Origin of the sequence: Weizmannia agrestimuris (assembly GCF_943193165.1) — a bacterium.
Taxonomy (GTDB): domain Bacteria; phylum Bacillota; class Bacilli; order Bacillales; family Bacillaceae_C; genus Weizmannia; species Weizmannia faecalis.
Genome location: NZ_CALPDC010000014.1, coordinates 15,386 through 29,858 on the forward strand (window position 1 = coordinate 15,386; position 14,473 = coordinate 29,858).

Genomic DNA, 14,473 nt, shown 5'->3' on the forward strand with positions numbered 1-14,473 from the left:
TGAACCCTGACACCGGACAACTATCCGCTTAAGGTGGGTTCAACTTTTTATCCAAATATGCAACCCCGCCTCTATGTGATGGCCACTACACCGGACAGTTTATCCGCTAAAATGAAGCTCAGCTTTTTACCCCCGATTGCAATCCCTGCTTTCACGCGTTGAAACCTGACACCGGACAACTATCCGCTTAAGGTGGGTTCAACTTTTTACCCAAATATGCAACCCGCCTCCAGGTGTTGACCGCTACACCAGACAGTTTATCCGTTAAATGGGGTTCGGCTTTTTACTCCCGCTTACAACCCACGGCTAAACGGTTGAACAACCGAAAACGCCAGGAAGTTCAGCGTTTTACCCCCACTTGCAATCCCGCCAGCCATACACAACATTTATTACGCGTCTTGCCCGCAAGCCTTCCTGCCGCACAAATCATCCCGTCTTCTTACCGCATATGCAGCCTCGCCTTCACGCGTTGAATCCTTACGCCGAACAGCTTGTCCGCAAGTTTCGATTTCAGGCCAAGGTAGGCATAAACAACCGCACCGGCCGCGGCGCAAATCACAACAATCAGCAATGCCTGCCACCTTGAAGAAGGCGAAAGCACAAGTGTGAGCCCTTTATAAACAGCACCGACCACCGCCAGCATTACAGCATTAAAAATCAAAATCAGGATCGTGCGCCGGATCACCGTCCGATACGGATAGGCTGCGAAAATTTTGATCACAATAAAGCTGATCAGAATCGACGCTGTATACCCGATTGCCGTGGCGTAGACTGCGCCGAGAATCCCAAACATTTTGATCAGCGGGATATTCAGGCTTAATTTTAACAATAGCCCGACGAGCAAGCTTAAAATCGTCCAGCGCTGCTCATTGACCCCCTGCATGATCGCCGCTGTCACGGAATAAAGCGAGAACAAAATGGCAACCGGTGCATAATGCATCAGCACGCTGACCGAGACGGCGTTATCCGTATTATAAAAAATCGCAAAAATAGGCTTGGCCAAAAGCGACATCCCAAGCGCAGCCGGCACCGTAATAAAAAGCAGCACCTGCAATGTCTGGTCAACAGATCGGACGAGCATATCGCGCTCCCTTTTCGCGAAAGCTTCCGTAATCATTGGAACAAGCGTCATGGAGAAGGCGGTCGCAAGGGAGACCGGAATAATGACAAGCTTGTGCGACTGGAAATTCAATATCCCGAGCTGCGTCTGCCACATTTTCCCGAGCCCGACCGCTTCCATACCGCGCTTCACTGTCAGCTGGTCAACCATCTGGTAAAGCGAATTGGCGATCCCAACAAATACAAACGGCAAAGCAGAAAGGATGATTTCTTTATACAACGTGGGAATCGAAACATGCATTGTGCCTTTATCCTGTTCAAGCAGCCGGTCAAGATGCGGTTTTCGTTTGAACCAGTACCAAATGAGCACAAACAGGCTCGCCATCCCACCGACAAATGCGGCAAATGTCGCCGCGCTGATGGCGGACACGATGCTGCCGTGGAGCATATGTAAAATCACGTAAGCACCGATCAGCATAAATAAAATCCGGACAACCTGCTCCACAACCTGGGAAACAGCAGAAGGCCCCATTGACTGGTGCCCCTGGAAAAAACCGCGAATCAGGCTCATCACCGGAATGATGATCAGCGCAAAACTGACCGCCCGGATCACCACTGTCACGTCGGCTTTTGAGAAAACCTGGGCTTCCTGCTTGCCGGCCATCGCCAAATCCGTAAAATACGGGGCAAAAACATACATCACAAGAAAGCCGGCAATACCTGTCCCAATCATTAAATACATGCTCGACCTGAACAGCTTCCGGCTGACCGCATATTCTTCCAGCGCATTATATTTTGCCACATATTTTGCGACAGCAAGCGGGACGCCTGCCGTGGAAATGCTAATAAAAATATTGTAAGGGACATACCCGAACTGGTAGAGTGCCTCCGGTCCTGATCCGCCGATAATCGCATCAAACGGAATCACATAGAACACCCCGAGAATTTTCGAGATGATCGTCCCAAGTGTTAAAATAAACGTGCCGCGCAATAATTTTGAAGACATAAAATCCCTTCCCGCCCGAAATGATCTTCCGGCCGCCCCTGATGCGGACGGGCCTTTTTTCACACACTATAATGTAGTGTACCGCGAACATACCCGCTTGACAATTTTTTTATGAAGAATTTTTTTCGCGGATAGACGGCGGGATGGATGGCAGTTGAGGCTGCAGCTACCCTGGATCATCTTTTACAATCGTGTGGACAGAAAAAGTCGGGCCGGGCAACCCCCGCTTTATTTATGGTACAAAATCATCGCCGAAAAACAGTAAATCTGGTCATCTTCCTCGGGCTCCACCATGGCGGCAATATTATATTTGATATCAATGAGTTGGTCCTCTCCGATTTTTTCCAAAAACGTATTCATGCTTTCCTCAAGATCCTTTTCATGTTCACAATCAAAAAGTTTGACCTGTACCATTTGTAACCCTCCCCGTTTTATTTATTTCTATTATCTCCAATTTCAGAACATTTTAATCAGACGCATCAATTTTTAAAATCCAATTGGCATAAGTATAAAATATCGGGAAAAGGACGCAATAGGCAACAAGCGAATGGAGATTGTCCCATCCTTCCAAATAGTGGAACACCCTGAACTTAACAGCCATCATTTCCATCAGAGACGTGAATGCGATCCAGATGAGTAAATAAAAAAGCACGTGGCGTACAGAGCGGATCCGCGCCCAGGATAAACGCTGCACCGTAATAAACAAATAGCCATACAAGGTAAAGACAGGTATATAAATAATGAAGTCAAAAAGCTCGAGATCAGGCGAATCAAACGTGTTGTATAAGTTTAAAGGGTGCATCGCGCTAAGCACTTCATCCGCAAAGCAGGCCATTGCTGTAAAAAACAGCCCGTTCGCAAGCCCTGCTTTCCATGAAACAGCTTTTGGCAGGAGATACAGCGCCAGTATCAACCCTGCCAAAGCGGCAAGGGTAAAGATTTCATTCTCGTCAAATTTTTTCGGAAGCATGCCGGTGTACCTCCTTTTTCCTGTCCAACCATCTATAGAGCGCATCGCCTACGTGTAAAACCGCAAGATCAGTGAAGAAGAAAGCAAGGACATACCGCCATGACCATCCGTAGGTATACAAAATTTGCAAAAAATGGAGGATGGCGACATAACCTGTAAAAACAAGGAAAAAGCACACTGCAGCCAATGTTTTCCAGCCCGACGTCCGTGACAGGTGAAACACGTGCAAATACAGCAGAAACAAAAGGGGCACCTCAAACAACACAAGCTGTCTGGAAATATAAAAAATCGGGGTATGGTGATCATGAACAAAGTGCAGGTTCATTTCCAGTATCCTTAAAAAATTGATTGTCCAGTAGTATAGCCATAAGTAAAGCAGCAATGATTTCATTTTTTCTGCCTCAAACAGCGCGCGGGACAAATAGGCCAGCCCTGCCCCTGCCAAAAGTGAAAATAAAAGAACCATCTTTTTTCCCCTTTTTTGTGGTTGATAGTCCTAGTTTGCCATTTCACAAACAAATTATGAATTTCACGCATAAAAAACGGGGCTTACGGCCATTTCACCGTAAAACCCCGTTTTCCGGAAATCCATCAGTTTGCCACAATGTTGACGAGTTTGCCCGGTACGGCAATGATTTTGCGAATCGTTTTTCCTTCCGTAAATTCCTTGATTTTTTCATCCGCAAGCGCGAGTTTTTCCATGTCCTCGCGGCTCATATTGCGGTCGATCTTTACTTTGTTGCGCACTTTGCCATTTACCTGAAGGACAATTTCCACTTCATTTTCGATGAGTTTTGAAGCATCAAAAGCAGGCCATGCTTCATATGTGATCGTCCCGCTGTGGCCAAGTTTTTCCCACAGTTCTTCGGCAATATGCGGGCAAAACGGCGACAGCAGTTTGACGAAGCCTTCCACATACGTTTTCGGTATCACTTCCACTTTATAGGCATCGTTGATAAACACCATTAATTGCGAAATGGCCGTGTTAAAATGAAGGGCATCGATATCTTCTGTCACTTTTTTGACCGTCAGATGATACGTTTTTTCCAGTGCCGGATTGGCCTTGTCCTGGATTTTTTCTGACAGGCTGCCGTCTTCATTCACAAACAGGCGCCAAATCCGGTCAAGGAAGCGGCGGGAACCGTCAAGGCCGTTCGTCGACCACGGGATCGATGCATCCAAAGGGCCCATGAACATTTCGTACAGCCGGAGCGTATCGGCCCCGTGTGACTCAAGAATGTCATCCGGATTAACGACATTGCCGCGCGATTTGCTCATCTTTTCATGGTTCGCGCCCAGGATCATGCCTTGGTTGAACAATCTTTGGAATGGTTCTTTCGTTGACACCACCCCGATATCGTACAAAAATTTATGCCAGAAACGGGCATACAGCAAGTGCAGCACCGCATGCTCGGTTCCGCCGATGTACAGGTCAACCGGCAGCCATTTTTTCAGCTTTTCCGGATCGGCAATCGCTTTATGATTTTTCGGATCGATGAAACGGAGGAAGTACCAGCAGCTTCCCGCCCATTGCGGCATTGTGTTTGTTTCGCGCCGGCCTTTTTTCCCTGTTTTCGGATCGACAACATTGACCCAGTCTTCCACATTCGCAAGCGGTGATTCACCTGTTCCGCTCGGTTTGATTTCCTTCATTTTCGGAAGCATGAGTGGCAGCTCTTCTTCCGGCACGGCCGTTATGGTCCCGTCTTCCCAGTGGATAACCGGGATCGGCTCGCCCCAGTAACGTTGGCGGCTGAACAGCCAGTCACGCAGGCGGTATGTCACTTTCTTCTGTCCGATCCCTTTTTCTTCGAGCCACTCGATCATGCGTTTAATCGCTGCCTGTTTATCCAGCCCGTTTAAAAATCCGGAATGGACGTGTTCGCCGTCACCGGTATAGGCTTCTTTTTCAACGTTGCCGCCTGCGACGACTTCTTTAATCGGCAAATCGAATTTGCGGGCAAATTCATAGTCGCGTTCGTCATGGGCCGGCACCGCCATGATTGCGCCTGTCCCGTAGCTCATTAATACATAATCGGCAATCCAGATTGGCATTTTTTCGCCGTTCGCCGGGTTCACGGCATACGCCCCCGTAAATACGCCGGTTTTGTCTTTCGCAAGGTCCGTCCGTTCAAGGTCGCTTTTTAATTGCACCTCGGCAATGTAAGCCTGAACTGCATCGGCCTGCTCATCTGTTTTGATTTTATCCACAAGCGGGTGTTCCGGCGCAAGCACGGCATAGGTCGCCCCGAACAGCGTATCCGGGCGGGTCGTGAAAACGGTAAACGTTTCATTTGTGCCTTCAACCTGGAATGTCACTTCCGCCCCTTCCGAACGGCCAATCCAGTTGCGCTGCATATCCTTAATGTTTTCCGGCCAATCCAGCTCCTCAAGGTCTTCAAGAAGGCGGTCTGCATAGGCGGTAATTTTCAACATCCACTGGCGCATCGGTTTGCGGATGACCGGATGCCCGCCGCGTTCGCTCTTGCCGTCAATGACTTCTTCGTTTGCCAGCACGGTTCCGAGCGCAGGGCACCAGTTGACTGGCACTTCATCAATATAAGCCAGTCCCTTTTTCCACAGCTGCAGAAAAATCCACTGCGTCCATTTATAATATTCCGGATCAGATGTGTTGATTTCCCTATCCCAATCATAAGAAAACCCGATCGATTTCATCTGGCGGCGGAACGTATTGATATTTTGAATCGTGAAAACAGCCGGATCATTGCCGGTATCAATCGCATACTGCTCAGCCGGAAGCCCGAATGCATCCCACCCCATCGGATGGAGGACATTATATCCTTGCATCCGTTTCGTCCGCGACACGATGTCGGTCGCCGTATAGCCTTCCGGGTGCCCGACGTGAAGGCCTGCCCCCGACGGATACGGAAACATATCCAGGCAATAAAATTTCGGTTTATTTTCGTCTTCACCGGTACGGAACGTGTGATGCTCTTCCCAGTACTGCTGCCATTTCTTTTCGATTTTCCGGTGGTCAAAACTCATGACAGACTCCTCCTTTTTTATGTATCGACATTGACAATATAGGACGCAAAAAACCTCCCATCCCAAGAAAAAGGGACGAGAGGGTTCTCCCGCGGTACCACCCAAATTAGTGCAAGCACTCACTTTAAGTCCTTAACGCGGAATACGGCAAATACTAAAACGGGTCATATTTGCAACTCAAAGGCGAGTTCACGGGGCTCTCTGATTGGCTTGCACCTTCCGCCAATTCTCTTGTTTCAGCGCCGCCGTTACTACTCCTTGTCAACGTTCTTCTATCGTTTATTCAATTTATAACCTATTTTACAGAAATTCATTCCCAGTTTCAATATTATTTTCCTGTTGCCCCAGAATGTGATTTTTCCACGAGTGGGCGGTCATATAACAAGGCCAATAAAAGGGAAATAGCGAGAAAAATAATGAGCAACCCGAACAATGCCTTCATGCCGAATGCATCTGCGACAAACCCGCCAACAACAGGGCCAATCATTCTGCCGCATGTTGCGACACTGTTGATGATGCCCTGGTAAAACCCTTCCCGCCCTTTCGGCGAAAGTGTATTGGCAACGGCGGGCACGGCCGGCCAGACAAGCATTTCCCCAACCGTTAAAATGCCCATTGCCACTAAAAAACCGGCAAAATGCCCGGCAAAGGCAACGACAGCGAATGACAGCATAAAAATGGCCGTCCCAACAACAATTTGCTGTTTGACTTCCGGCAAGAACCGCTTTAAAAACGGCAAAAGGAGCGGCTGGCCGAGCACGATGATCGCGCCATTCAATGTCCAAAGAAAGCTGTATTTGTTCAGCGATATATGAAGCGTCTGCGTATAAGTGGAAATCGTGGCCGTCCATTGCGTGTACGCCGTCCATGCCAGGAAATAAGCAAAGCATAACAGGATGAGTGATGCCACTTGCGCCCGTCCTGCACGTTTGGCAGAAGCAGCGGCTGTTCCCGCATATCCGGCATGTTTTTCGGCAATATTCCGGTAGCCGAAGATAGCAATCGCCATAAAAACAAGAAAAAGTGCAAGATTCGCTGCAAAAATAAGGTCAATGGAATAGGAAGCAATCACACCGCCCAGCGCGGCACCGAGTGCAACCCCGATGTTGTTGGCGACATAGATGGCATTGAACGCTTTTCTCCCTCCGCCTTTCCAAGCCGCGCCCGCCATTGCAAGGATCGCCGGGCCGATCATGCCGGAACCGAGCCCGATGGCACCGAGGAAAAATACATAATCCGGCCAAGCGTGGTTCCATGTCAAGCCGGCAAGCGCCGCGGCAGAGATCAAGCCACCCAGTATTACGGAACGGTAACCTCCGATTTTATCATGCAAATATCCACCCAAAAGACTGCCGATGACGCTTGTAAAATTATTCAGCATGAGCACAAGCCCGGCGATAAACAGCGATTTACCGAGATGATCGTGGATATAGATTGAATTTAACGGCCATAAAAAAGAAGCGCCAGTCATGTTGACAGCCATGCCAATGACAAGCAGCCACACAGTTTTTGGCAAAATGAATGCCCCCCTGCTAATGAATCGATCAAAGGAAATTGTAGGGGTTTTTCCCGACAGTTACAAGCATTCTTGCAAAATATAAATATTATGGCAATTCCCCGTCCTCTACTTGATCCAACATTTGCATTAAAAGCGGGATAAGGCCCGTGCCCTATCCCGCTTTCATGAATCCGGCCGGCTTTTCTTGTTGTTTTTCCTAATTTTAACGTGCCGAAACTGCTCCCATATTCCCGTTGTTCCCGCCGGATTTTTCGCTGGGTTACTTGCCTGGCTTTTCCGTTTTCCCCATTTGCTTATTGAGCATTTTGCCCCAGCAAGTTTCCGGCTTACGTTTTTCCAATTACATGGTCGGTTCATGTTCCTGTAAAATCATCTCGTTTTGCAGCTGCTGAATCACAAGGCGCATACGGTGGAGGCGCTCACGCTGCTGGGAGTTGGCACTGATCGCCAATTTGCAAAGTTCATTATAGGCTTCTTCCAGCTCTGTTAACGGTTCCGAAAAATCATAATAGCCGTAGTTTTCCTGGCGGTTGCCTTCCGCAAATTGCTCACGCGCCGATTGAACGGCTTGCTCGCAACGGTTGATACAATTTTCGACTGCTTCCCGTGTGGCCATCACGATTCCCCCCTTTATGCTTTGAAGCGTGCAGGCTTCATTTGTATAATGCCCCGTGCAGAAAAAATGTTTCCCCAGCGCATTGGGAGTTTCTTCCCGACAGCTCGATTTAGAATCCGAGCCGCCTTTGCACCCGCACCCGTTCATGGTAAAATGCAAAAGGAGTGCGCTGCATAAAGACGGTTTTTTACCATTTTGGGGCGCGAGCCTGTATGTCTGAAGAATAAGAACGATTTTGCCGTGTCCATTCCGGTATTCGAATGGAAAGCGCTGAAAAATATGATTTACATGGGGCACATTTGCCTTTTCACAGTAAAAAAACAGGCGTTCAACTTTCGCCTGTAGACCAATCAATAAATGGAGATGCTGCAAAGATGAATATGCTTCCTGTTCTCTCATTTGCTCATTTACTTTTAGAAAAAGCTGTAAAGAGCGGCGGTTTTGCCATTGACGCAACAGCCGGGAACGGGCATGATACTGTATTTCTCGCCAAACGGGTTGGAGAAGGTGGAAAAGTGTTTGCTTTTGATATCCAGCCGGAAGCGGTGAGGCGGACAAAGGAACGCCTGGAGAAAGAAGGCCTCGTTACGCGCGCCGAACTTTTCTGCACCGGCCATGAACATGCCAGCGAATGCATCCCGGCAGCGCTGCATGGCAAGATCAGCGGAGCGGTTTTCAATTTGGGCTATTTGCCGGACAGCGACAAAACGGTCATTACCCGGCCGGAGTCAACCATTGCCGCACTCGAGCAGATTTTTTCCATGCTTGAAACCGGCGGGATCATCGCAGTTGTGGTTTACCACGGCCATGAAGGCGGCGCGTATGAACGTGACCGGCTCCTGGATTATGTAAAACAGCTCGATCAGAAAAAGGCGCATGTGCTCCGGTATGAATTTCTCAACCAGGCAAACCATCCGCCTTTTCTTATTGCTATTGAAAAACGATAACGAAGGATCGATTGGTTCGGATTCAAAACATAACGGGAACCTGGCTTTTTCATGTCATTCCCAAAAGCGATAACATATGCGCCGGCTACGAACAGCTGCCTTTTTCAATCGCATATGAATCTGACCGGGTTCTGGATTATGCAAAGCCCGCCTTTTTTCATGCCATTCAAAAAGCGATAACAAAAGGGCCGGGTACGAAAAGCACGCCTTTTCTCATTGCCTTTGAAAAACGGTAACAACGGGGCCGGGTACGAAAGCCCGCCTTTTTTAATCGTATATGAACACGGCCGGCTCTTGAATGATGCAAAAAGTCCGGCCGGAAAAAGCCACATTGCTCCGGTTTCCTCAACCAGACAACCATCCGCCTTTTCTAAAAACGGCAACAAAGGGGCCGATAAAATCTGCCCTTTCCCGTTGCCACCAGCCGGCTCATTTTACTATTGTTTTTGCCAGGCTGGCCGGGATCATGTTTTTGATGGCGCGGTACATTTTTCCGTTAAAATAAAAGAATAAACTGATCGAGCCGGCAAATTTGATCATTTTCCGCGACAATTTCTGAACGCTCCGCTGCTTCTTCACCTTTTCATCTGACAAATAAACAGCCAAAAGCCCCCGGTTAATCAGTTTATGAAATTTTTCATTTGGGAGTCGGGCCGTATGTTTATCCGCCTCCTGCAAAAAATGCTTCAGCCGTTTAAACAGCTCTTCTTCGCTCGGGTAATAAAAACAAAAATTCAAGTCTCCGCCTTTTTTGTCTTCGTCCTGGTCGATAAAATAATCCAGCAGAATATGCAACCCCTGAATATAAGGAAAATACCCGTCACGGATGATTGTCGCATATTCAGGGCGGAAATCGTCCCGGAGCGCGTAGGAAACAAGGCAGAAAATCCCGAGGGTCGAGCCGGAACAGGCGGAAAACTCATACCATTCCATATCTGGAAAATCCGGCTTGTAGCGCAAAAACCATTCCTTTAGCCGCGGCACCCGTTCCTCTACGCGCACATGTTTATGTACTTGCAGATCCGAATAATAACGGCAAAGTTCCAGCAAATAAGGTTGAATGGCTTTATATTGAGGGATGCGGCTCAACACAACCTGGCATGTCCGCACGAGTTCATGCAAATAACCACCGTCATCCTGGTCCAGTCGGTAACGGTAATAATTTTTCAACGGTGCGCCGACTGTAAGCGCATCGGACATGGACTCGTGCAGTGCTCGGAAATCAACCGGGTCAAGCGATGTGCTGCGGTCGCATAGATTATCAAGATAGTCGCTGATCGTCTGGTAAGCGACAATAAACCGAAAAGCCGCTGTCCGCTCTTCCATTGCCAAAAGGCCGAGGATCGATCCGCCTTCACAGTGAAACGTTTTATGTTGAATGCTGGCGAGCGCCTGTGTCTTTAATTCATCATTGGGAATCTGGCGTGCCTTTTCCCGCCAGTAATGGAGTTCACGGTGGACAGCCGGCATCACCCGGCGGTAAACTTGCGCCATTAATGAGATCGGATAGGATGGAATTGTCACAAGCGTCACCTCATTCTAATATATAGCCTAACGTGCGGAGCCGGTTTTCCACAAAATTTTTCGCATAAAGGAAAACATCTTCCCTTTCCGGTTCATTGAAAATTTCATGGTAGCATTTCGGCCATTCTTTGTATAATTTTTCGGACACGGAAGTTTGGTTAAACCAATTTACGACAGCCCCCTTGTCCACAATTTTGTCATTCCCGGCCTGCATGACAAGAAACGGGACGTCCGGCAGCCGTACGGTATCCATCTGTGCCTGCCGCATCGCTGCGAGCAGCTCACGGTACCAGCGGACAGATACTTTTGTCAGCATCAATGAATCGTTGACCGCCTGCATTTGAATATCCTTATTCCGCGTTGCCATTTGCACGGTCAGCGGGCTGTTAAAGCGGAGGCCCGGGGCAATCCGGTTTAACCCGATCGAAAGCAGGCCGAGCAGCTTTGAAGGATACTGGACAAGCCCAAGGCACGGCGAGGAAAGAATAACCCCCGCGATTTTCAGATGTTCCTGCTCAAGCAGCCGGATGACCGCCAGCCCGCCCATGCTGTGACCGAGGAGAAAAATCGGGAGGTCGAACTGATAGGCTGCCGTCACCCACTCTTTTATCTCTGTTGTATATTCATCAAAGGAATCAATATGCCCCCTTTTTGCTCTTGATGTCATCCCATGACCGGGAAGATCGCCCATCACGACATGATAGCCGCTTGATCTCCACATCTCAATTAGCCAGCTGTAGCGGCGGTGATGTTCCATCGCGCCATGAACTATGACGATGACTGCTTTTGGGTTTTCATCTGCTTCCCATTTCCACATGTTCCTGCCTCCTTCAAAACCTGCGAAACCATCCTGCTTTTATTTTACCCATAATCCTTCTGTTCTGAAAAACATATGCCATTTTTAACCCGATTTATTCACAATTTATTCCCAATTCTTTAAGATAAAAGAAAAGATCAAAATAGGAGGGTATGAATATGATTTATGCTTACAATGGAAAAACCCCTTTGATTGCGCCAACTGCTTATATTGCTGACAATGTGACCGTTACGGGGGACGTTGAAATCGGCGATGAATCCGGCATCTGGTTTGGAACCGTTATCCGCGGCGATGTCGCACCGGTAAAAATCGGACAAAAGGTAAATGTCCAGGATAACTGCGTCCTGCACGAAAGCCCGCAAACACCGCTCATACTGGAAGATGAAGTGACGGTCGGCCACCAGGTAATTTTACATAGCTGCCATGTTCGGACAAAAGCTTTGATCGGCATGGGTTCAATTATTCTTGACGGCGCCGAAATCGGGGAAGGCGCTTTTATTGGCGCCGGCAGCCTTGTAACGCCCGGGAAAAAGATTCCTCCGCATACGCTTGCGTTCGGCCGCCCGGCAAAAGTGATCCGTGAACTTACCGAAAAAGATATCCAGGACATGCGCCGCATCGTCCGCGAATATGCCGAAAAAGCACAGTACTATAAAAATTCCGTCGGGCGCTGACAAAGGTTACCGGCGGGGACAAAAATAACGCCTTCTTTAAAAGCATCGGCAGCCGCACTGTTTTAAGCCGCAAACAAGCGAAAAAATGAACAAAAAAAGCCATGCTGCGAACCGGGATAAATGCAAAGCTTACCAGGCATATACGAAAAAAGCGTTATACGATAAAGGGGCCTGCCCCCGTTTCCGATTACACGGAAGCGGGGCCAGACCCCCCTTTTTTGTCCCAGCTTTCTTACTGTGAAACGCTGAACGAACATCGGACCATTTCACAATTCCATCCCCTTTTGAAGACGGAAAAACCTCCTGCCCGCTCATTTTGCGGACAACTTTATCCGGTTATTTTCCCGATTGTGAATCGATTTTTTGGAGATTACAGCGAAGCGCCGGCAAGCCGCCCTTGTGCGCCTTTTTGGAAATCGTACTTGTCTTCCATATACACGGCATGCCAGAGCATGAAAATGAGCACGGTCCAGATTTTCCGGCTGTAATCGAGCTTGCCTGCACAATGGTCTTCCAAGAGCTTCAGTACATATTGTTTGTTGATGATGTCATCGGTCGGGCTCGTTTTGATGATCTCTGCCGCCCAATCATGCATTTCATCTTTCAGCCAGTGGCGGATCGGGACCGGGAACCCGAGTTTTTTCCGATTCAGCACATGTTCCGGCACAATGCCCTCTGCCGCTTTGCGCAAAACATACTTCGTTGTGTTATGAGACGTTTTTAAGCTCGCCGGAATTTGCGAAGCGACCCGGAACACTTCTTTATCCAAAAACGGCACACGCAGTTCAAGTGAATGGGCCATCGTCATCCGGTCCGCCTTCAGCAAAATATCGCCGCGCATCCACGTATGGATATCGATATATTGCATCCGGTTAACCGGATCATAGCCTTTTGTTTCATTGTACAGCGGCTTTGTGATGTCACGGTAGTCAAGGCTGTTGTTATAAGTCAACAGCAAGTCGCGTTTTTCTTCTTCGGTGTACATTTTCGCATTGCCAATATAACGGTCTTCCATTGGCGTGACGCCGCGTTCGATAAAGCTTTTTCCTTTTACCCCTTCCGGCAACACTTTCGCCAAAGCTTTCAAAATAGATTTTCCGGCAGCCGGAATTTTATCAAAAACTTCAAGCGACTGCGGTTCACGGTAAATATTATAGCCGCCGAACAATTCATCCGCGCCTTCGCCAGACAGAACAACGGTCACGTACTTTCTTGCTTCACGCGCCACAAAATAAAGGGGCACACAGGCAGGATCTGCGAGTGGATCGTCCATATGCCAAATGATTTTTGGCAGTTCTTTCATGTATTCTTCCGGCGTGATCACATAGCTGATATTTTCAACCCCGAGTTTTTCCGCCGTTTCTTTGGCCACATCAATTTCGCTGTAGCCGTCGCGTTCGAAGCCGACGGAGAATGTTTTAATGCCCGGATGGAACTGTTTTGCAATCGATGCCGTAATCGAGGAATCGATCCCACCCGACAGGAATGCGCCAACCGGTACATCGCTGCGCATATGGACTTTCACCGAATCAATCATTACGTCACGCACTTCTTGAATAAATTCGTCCTCGCTTTTATGAACCGGGTGGAAGGATGCTTTCCAATATCGTTTGATTTCCATCGGTTTGCCAATTTTTTTCACAAAATAATGGCCCGGTTCAAGTTTCCGGATGTCTTTTGTCATGGTGAAAGGTTCGGGCACAAATTGGTAGGTTAAATAATATTGGACAGCATCATAATTCAGTTCTGGTTTTTCCATGGCAAGCAAAATGCTTTTCTTTTCAGAACCGAAATACATTTTATCGCCGTCTTCATAATAGAAGAACGGTTTAATGCCGAACGGGTCACGCGCGCCGCAAAGCGTTTGTTCCTGCTTATCCCAGATCGCAAACCCGAACATCCCGCGCAGACGTCCGATTGCTTTTTCGCCGTAACGGCTGTACATGGCAAGAATGACTTCCGTATCCGAATTCGTTTCGAATGTCATCCCTTCTTTTAGCAGTTCTTCACGCAATTCCACATAGTTATAAATTTCGCCATTAAAAATAATCCAGTACCGTTCGTTTTCGTATGTTAAAGGCTGGTGCCCCGCCTCGATATCGATAATGCTCAGGCGCCTGAAACCGAACTGGATATGCTCGTCTTCATAAAAGCCTTCATCATCCGGGCCGCGGTGCTCAATCATATGATTCATCTGTTTAAACTGTTGCCTGTCTTCGTCTGATAATGTAACGGGATGGTCATGGACGCAGCCAATAAATCCGCACATGTAAAAAGTCACCTACTTCATTTCGATATACTCTATTGTAAATTTATTTCTTTAAAAAACAAATGC

The 14,473-nt window shown here is 48.1% G+C and carries 12 protein-coding genes and 1 other annotated feature; of the genes, 2 read left to right on the plus strand and 10 right to left on the minus strand.

The window, feature by feature from the left end:
• Nucleotides 1-439: 439 nt before the first annotated feature.
• From NFR98_RS07655 to NFR98_RS07685, 7 genes are all read right to left on the minus strand, one after another.
• On the minus strand, nt 440-2,065 hold the full coding sequence (locus tag NFR98_RS07655; protein ID WP_014097667.1) for a putative polysaccharide biosynthesis protein: 1,626 nt from the start codon (nt 2,063-2,065) through the stop codon (nt 440-442).
• 228 nt (nt 2,066-2,293) lie between these two features.
• Nucleotides 2,294-2,479 (minus strand): sporulation protein Cse60, encoded by a 186-nt coding sequence (locus tag NFR98_RS07660; RefSeq protein ID WP_017550251.1) that lies wholly within the window; start codon nt 2,477-2,479, stop codon nt 2,294-2,296.
• 52 nt (nt 2,480-2,531) lie between these two features.
• Nucleotides 2,532-3,035, minus strand: coding sequence for a hypothetical protein (locus tag NFR98_RS07665; RefSeq protein WP_017550250.1), 504 nt, complete (start codon nt 3,033-3,035; stop codon nt 2,532-2,534).
• Complete coding sequence (locus NFR98_RS07670; RefSeq protein WP_017550249.1) at nt 3,016-3,501, minus strand: hypothetical protein; 486 nt, start codon at nt 3,499-3,501, stop codon at nt 3,016-3,018. Before NFR98_RS07670 ends, NFR98_RS07665 begins: the two co-directional genes overlap by 20 nt.
• Before the next feature lie 125 nt (nt 3,502-3,626).
• Nucleotides 3,627-6,041, minus strand: a complete 2,415-nt coding sequence (gene leuS / locus NFR98_RS07675) for a leucine--tRNA ligase (protein WP_026683705.1) — start codon at nt 6,039-6,041, stop codon at nt 3,627-3,629.
• A 68-nt stretch (nt 6,042-6,109) separates the two neighbouring features.
• Nucleotides 6,110-6,315: a binding site (T-box leader), on the minus strand.
• A 54-nt stretch (nt 6,316-6,369) separates the two neighbouring features.
• On the minus strand, nt 6,370-7,557 hold the full coding sequence (locus NFR98_RS07680) for an MDR family MFS transporter (RefSeq protein WP_017550247.1): 1,188 nt from the start codon (nt 7,555-7,557) through the stop codon (nt 6,370-6,372).
• A 343-nt stretch (nt 7,558-7,900) separates the two neighbouring features.
• Nucleotides 7,901-8,176 carry a YtzC family protein gene (locus NFR98_RS07685; protein ID WP_014097661.1) on the minus strand — a complete coding sequence of 92 codons (276 nt, stop codon included), beginning with the start codon at nt 8,174-8,176 and terminating at the stop codon, nt 7,901-7,903.
• Between the two features lie 374 nt (nt 8,177-8,550).
• On the opposite strand from NFR98_RS07685, the gene mnmM reads away from it, so the two are divergent.
• Complete coding sequence (gene mnmM, locus NFR98_RS07690; RefSeq protein WP_014097660.1) at nt 8,551-9,123, plus strand: tRNA 5-(aminomethyl)-2-thiouridylate-methyltransferase MnmM; 573 nt, start codon at nt 8,551-8,553, stop codon at nt 9,121-9,123.
• A gap of 429 nt (nt 9,124-9,552) precedes the next feature.
• On the opposite strand, the gene tbcS is transcribed toward mnmM, so the two are convergent.
• Nucleotides 9,553-10,647 (minus strand): tetraprenyl-beta-curcumene synthase, encoded by a 1,095-nt coding sequence (tbcS, locus tag NFR98_RS07695; RefSeq protein WP_014097658.1) that lies wholly within the window; start codon nt 10,645-10,647, stop codon nt 9,553-9,555.
• Nucleotides 10,648-10,657: 10 nt separating this feature from the next.
• A complete protein-coding gene (locus NFR98_RS07700; protein ID WP_014097657.1) occupies nt 10,658-11,464 on the minus strand; it encodes an alpha/beta hydrolase in 807 nt (268 codons plus the stop codon).
• 158 nt (nt 11,465-11,622) lie between these two features.
• Here NFR98_RS07700 and NFR98_RS07705 point away from each other — a divergent pair, with 158 nt between their 5' ends.
• A complete protein-coding gene (locus NFR98_RS07705) occupies nt 11,623-12,138 on the plus strand; it encodes a gamma carbonic anhydrase (RefSeq protein WP_014097656.1) in 516 nt (171 codons plus the stop codon).
• 370 nt (nt 12,139-12,508) lie between these two features.
• Here NFR98_RS07705 and asnB read toward each other — a convergent pair whose 3' ends face one another.
• Nucleotides 12,509-14,407 carry an asparagine synthase (glutamine-hydrolyzing) gene (gene asnB, locus NFR98_RS07710; RefSeq protein ID WP_017550245.1) on the minus strand — a complete coding sequence of 633 codons (1,899 nt, stop codon included), beginning with the start codon at nt 14,405-14,407 and terminating at the stop codon, nt 12,509-12,511.
• Between the last annotated feature and the right edge of the window lie 66 nt (nt 14,408-14,473).

What these genes read in the sequence shown, in the direction of transcription:
- NFR98_RS07655 (WP_014097667.1), bottom strand. Translation starts at nt 2,065, where the DNA reads ATGTCTTCAAAATTATTGCGCGGCACGTTTATTTTAACACTTGGGACG.
- NFR98_RS07660 (WP_017550251.1), bottom strand. Translation starts at nt 2,479, where the DNA reads ATGGTACAGGTCAAACTTTTTGATTGTGAACATGAAAAGGATCTTGAG.
- NFR98_RS07665 (WP_017550250.1), bottom strand. Translation starts at nt 3,035, where the DNA reads ATGCTTCCGAAAAAATTTGACGAGAATGAAATCTTTACCCTTGCCGCT.
- NFR98_RS07670 (WP_017550249.1), bottom strand. Translation starts at nt 3,501, where the DNA reads ATGGTTCTTTTATTTTCACTTTTGGCAGGGGCAGGGCTGGCCTATTTG.
- leuS (WP_026683705.1), bottom strand. Translation starts at nt 6,041, where the DNA reads ATGAGTTTTGACCACCGGAAAATCGAAAAGAAATGGCAGCAGTACTGG.
- NFR98_RS07685 (WP_014097661.1), bottom strand. Translation starts at nt 8,176, where the DNA reads ATGGCCACACGGGAAGCAGTCGAAAATTGTATCAACCGTTGCGAGCAA.
- mnmM (WP_014097660.1), top strand. Translation starts at nt 8,551, where the DNA reads ATGAATATGCTTCCTGTTCTCTCATTTGCTCATTTACTTTTAGAAAAA.
- NFR98_RS07700 (WP_014097657.1), bottom strand. Translation starts at nt 11,464, where the DNA reads ATGTGGAAATGGGAAGCAGATGAAAACCCAAAAGCAGTCATCGTCATA.
- NFR98_RS07705 (WP_014097656.1), top strand. Translation starts at nt 11,623, where the DNA reads ATGATTTATGCTTACAATGGAAAAACCCCTTTGATTGCGCCAACTGCT.
- asnB (WP_017550245.1), bottom strand. Translation starts at nt 14,407, where the DNA reads ATGTGCGGATTTATTGGCTGCGTCCATGACCATCCCGTTACATTATCA.